The following is a 3,326-nucleotide window of genomic DNA, read 5'->3' on the forward strand; positions in this document are numbered from 1 at the left end:
CCGTCGACGTGGAAGTAGCCCCAGTCCTGGTGGAACGCCGTTCGGGTGCCGGCGCCCGGTTGTTTGATGAAGATCTGGTCGAACAAGAAGTTCACCTTGTCGGCGCCGAACAGTCGCGCCGCGAGCTCGCCGAGCGGGCTCTCGTGGGCGAGCTGCTGAACGGCGGGATAGTCGATCACGGCGTTGTTGACGAGGATGAACTGTCCGTCGGTATCGCCGGCGGCTCCGTCGACGGGCTCGTCTTCGCGCAGCACGTCGGCTCCCATCTCCTCGAGCCTGGCACCCATCTGATTCATCGCATGCAGGTGCGACGTCTCCAGCGTTGGTTCCGAGAGTGCGTCGCCCGACGATTCGCCGAAGCGGCGCTCCGCGTCATCGACCGCCTCCTCGACCACGGCGACCCAGTCGTCGCCGAGGGCCCCGCGCAGACAGACCACGCCGTCGCGACGGTAGTCCTCGATCTCGTCCGACGTCAGCGTTCGTGTGCGTCGTGTCATCATTCCCCCTCTTCGCGCCCGGCCGGCGCTGTCAATCTTGTTGGTCCGTCCGCGTACGTTCGGCCACCCCTGTGTGTCCCATTGTCATACAATCGAGGCTCGAACGCAAGGGTCGGGAATCCCGGCGGCTGGCGGCCCGGGGGTCGGGCAGGGGGCGGTTCCGATGGCGGGGGCTCATCGCACGCCGGTTACATTGTCATACACAGTTGGAAGACGCGATCATCTCGCCGACATGGTCGACACCGATCCCACACAGCAGACCTGGAGCCAAAAGCCATGAGTACCGAGAACCTGGTCCGCCCGAGCGGTGAGCGATGGGCGCAGGAGTATGCGGCGTCACGCCTGCGCACGACGGCCCTTCTCGACGGGATCTGCGTCGAGGATGAACAGCGAATCGTGCCGACGTGTCCCGCCTGGCGCGTGCGCGACCTGGTGAGCCATGTCAACGGGCTCGCCGAGGAACTGTCCGCAGGGCGTGGCCCGAGCGGTGATCCGCAGGCATGGGTCGACCAGATCGTCGCCGATCGATCCGACATCAGCGTCGCCGATCAGCTCGAACAGTTCGCGACGAACGGCCCCGCGTTCGAGGCGATGCTGCGCGGCACCCCTCAGCTCGGTCAGTTGGTCATCGATCTGGTCAGCCACGAGCACGACGTCGCAGGCGCCCTCGGGACGCAGTCGGACCGATCGTCATCGGGGATCGAGCTCGTGATGTGGTCCAAGTCCCGGTTCGTCGAGAAGGATCTCGAGGTGAACGGCCTCCAGGCGATCCGGGTGATCGGCGGCGAGCACACCTTCGAGTACGGAACCGGCGACGTCGAACTCGAAGTGCGTGGTGACCTGTGGGAGATGTTCCGCCTCACGGGTGGTCGACGCTCGATGGCCCAGCTCCTCGCGAGCGATCACGACGGTGACATCGAACGGTATGCGCCCGGTCTGGTGCACAACCCGCTCGCCGAGACCGACATCATCGAGTGAGAGGACCCGACCGATGAACCACGAAGCGTGCATTCAGGCCGCCCGCGACCTTGCCCCACTGCTGCGCGAGAAGGCGCGGGAGGCCGAGGTCGCCCGTCGTCCGCTCGACGAGGTGATCGACGCGGCCCGTGCCAGTGGCCTGTTGTCGATGATGGCTCCGAAGCGGTACGGCGGGTACGAACTCGACGTCGACACGTTCTTCGAGGTGGTGTTGATCCTCTCGGAAGCCGACGCCGCGATGGGCTGGCTCATCGGTTTCTACATCGAGCACGCGTTCTGGCTCGCCGAGTTCCCGGAGAACGTGCAGGACGAGGTGTACGGCGATGCCGATCACGTGCTCGCACCCGCCGCGCTCAACATCGGTGGTGGCACAGCCGTGCCGGTCGACGGCGGCTGGCGGGTCAACGGCCGCTGGTCGTGGGGAACCGGCATCGTGCACTCGACATGGGTGATGGCCGGATGCCTGGCGATGGACTCCGACGGCGGTGCCACGCCGATGATGTTCCTCTTGCCGCGTGACGCGGTCGAGACCGTCGACACGTGGCACATCTCGGGCATGTGCGGCACCGGCTCGCTCGACTTCATCATCGACGACGTCGTCGTCCCCGCCGATCGCGCCGTTCCCTTCCTCGGACTGCTGGACGGGAGCTGGGGGATCGCTGCCCGCTCCGGTTCCACGCTGTACTCGACACCGCTCCTCCCGCTCCTCGCGTTGGCCGCTGGTCTTCCGTGCCTCGGAGCGGCGCGTGGTGCCCGAGCGGCGTTCGGTGAGCAGATGAGGCAGAAGATCGAAGCCACCGGCACGGTCAAGGGCGAAGGCAACTTCGGGATGATCGCCGAGGCATCGCTGTCGATCGAGGCCGCCGAACTGCTCATGCGCAGCGTGCTCGCGGACATGATGGCCCGCCGCCACGACGCCAGCGTCGAGGAGCGCAGTGCCTGGGTCGCCAAGGTGGCCCACGCGGTGTTCATGTCCAGGAATGCGACGAACACGATCGCCTCGCTCGTCGGCGCGAGCGGAGCGATGCTCGACAACCCGATCCAGCGCTGCGCCCGCGACATCAACACCGCAGCGAACCACGTCGTCTTCGAGCGCGAGTCGCGCTACGGCGACCACGCCCGCCAGCTCTTCGGTCAGCCGATCACCAACACGCTGGTCTGAGCTTCGACCGCGACAGGAGTCCATGCAGTCATGAGTGAATTTCCCGACCCCGCCGGAAGCGGATCACCGAGATCGTGGTTGTGGGTCGAGGGCAGCCCGAAGGGTGACCGCTCGCTGTCTTCGTCGTGCGCTCGTGCGTTCCTCGAGTCGCTCGGCGATGACGTGGACGTCACCCACCTCGACGTCTGGTCCGACGAGGTCGTGTCGTTCGGCCGGGAAGCAGCGCTCGCGAAGTTCGCTCCGATCTTCGGCGAAGAACGCACGGCGGAGCAGACGGCGATCTGGCAACAGGTGAGCGCTCAGATCGAACAGGTCGCGCAACACGACGCGCTCCTCGTCTCCACACCGATGTGGAACTGGGGGATTCCCCATGCCCTGAAGGCGTGGATCGATGTCGTCGTCCAGCCCTTCCAGTCGTTCACGCTCGACGCCGAGGGTCGCCATGTCGGCACGCTCGGCGTGGGCAAACGGGCACAGTTGATCCTCACCCGATCCTCCGCATACGACGGCCGAAGCCCTGAAATGGAAGATCACCAGGAGCCGTACCTGCGCTACCTCTTCGAACTGCTCGGCTTCGACCTCGCAGAGTCGGTCATCGTCGAGCCGACGACCGCCTGGACGCCCGAGGAGCGCGAAGCCATCGCTGCCGACGCCATCGACCGATCTCGCACCGCAGCACTCGCGTTGAC

4 protein-coding genes are annotated in these 3,326 nt (G+C 66.2%); 3 read left to right on the plus strand and 1 reads right to left on the minus strand.

All coding sequences use genetic code 11. The features are described from left to right. The coding region (locus tag WBV89_RS10520; RefSeq protein WP_423981296.1) for a phytanoyl-CoA dioxygenase family protein at window positions 1-497 on the minus strand (497 nt) is incomplete at its 3' end. A 276-nt stretch (window positions 498-773) separates the two neighbouring features. Between WBV89_RS10520 and WBV89_RS10525 the strand changes: the two genes are divergently transcribed. From WBV89_RS10525 to WBV89_RS10535, 3 genes are all read left to right on the plus strand, one after another. Beyond that, on the plus strand, window positions 774-1,475 hold the full coding sequence (locus tag WBV89_RS10525; RefSeq protein ID WP_423981297.1) for a maleylpyruvate isomerase N-terminal domain-containing protein: 702 nt from the start codon (window positions 774-776) through the stop codon (window positions 1,473-1,475). 13 nt (window positions 1,476-1,488) lie between these two features. After that, window positions 1,489-2,637 carry an acyl-CoA dehydrogenase family protein gene (locus tag WBV89_RS10530; protein ID WP_423981298.1) on the plus strand — a complete coding sequence of 383 codons (1,149 nt, stop codon included), beginning with the start codon at window positions 1,489-1,491 and terminating at the stop codon, window positions 2,635-2,637. A gap of 30 nt (window positions 2,638-2,667) precedes the next feature. Continuing rightward, window positions 2,668-3,326, plus strand: a 659-nt coding sequence (locus WBV89_RS10535) for an FMN-dependent NADH-azoreductase (protein ID WP_423981299.1), incomplete at its 3' end; no start/stop codon positions are given.

The sequence above is a fragment of the Ilumatobacter sp. genome, from assembly GCF_049588435.1.
Taxonomy (GTDB): domain Bacteria; phylum Actinomycetota; class Acidimicrobiia; order Acidimicrobiales; family Ilumatobacteraceae; genus Ilumatobacter_A.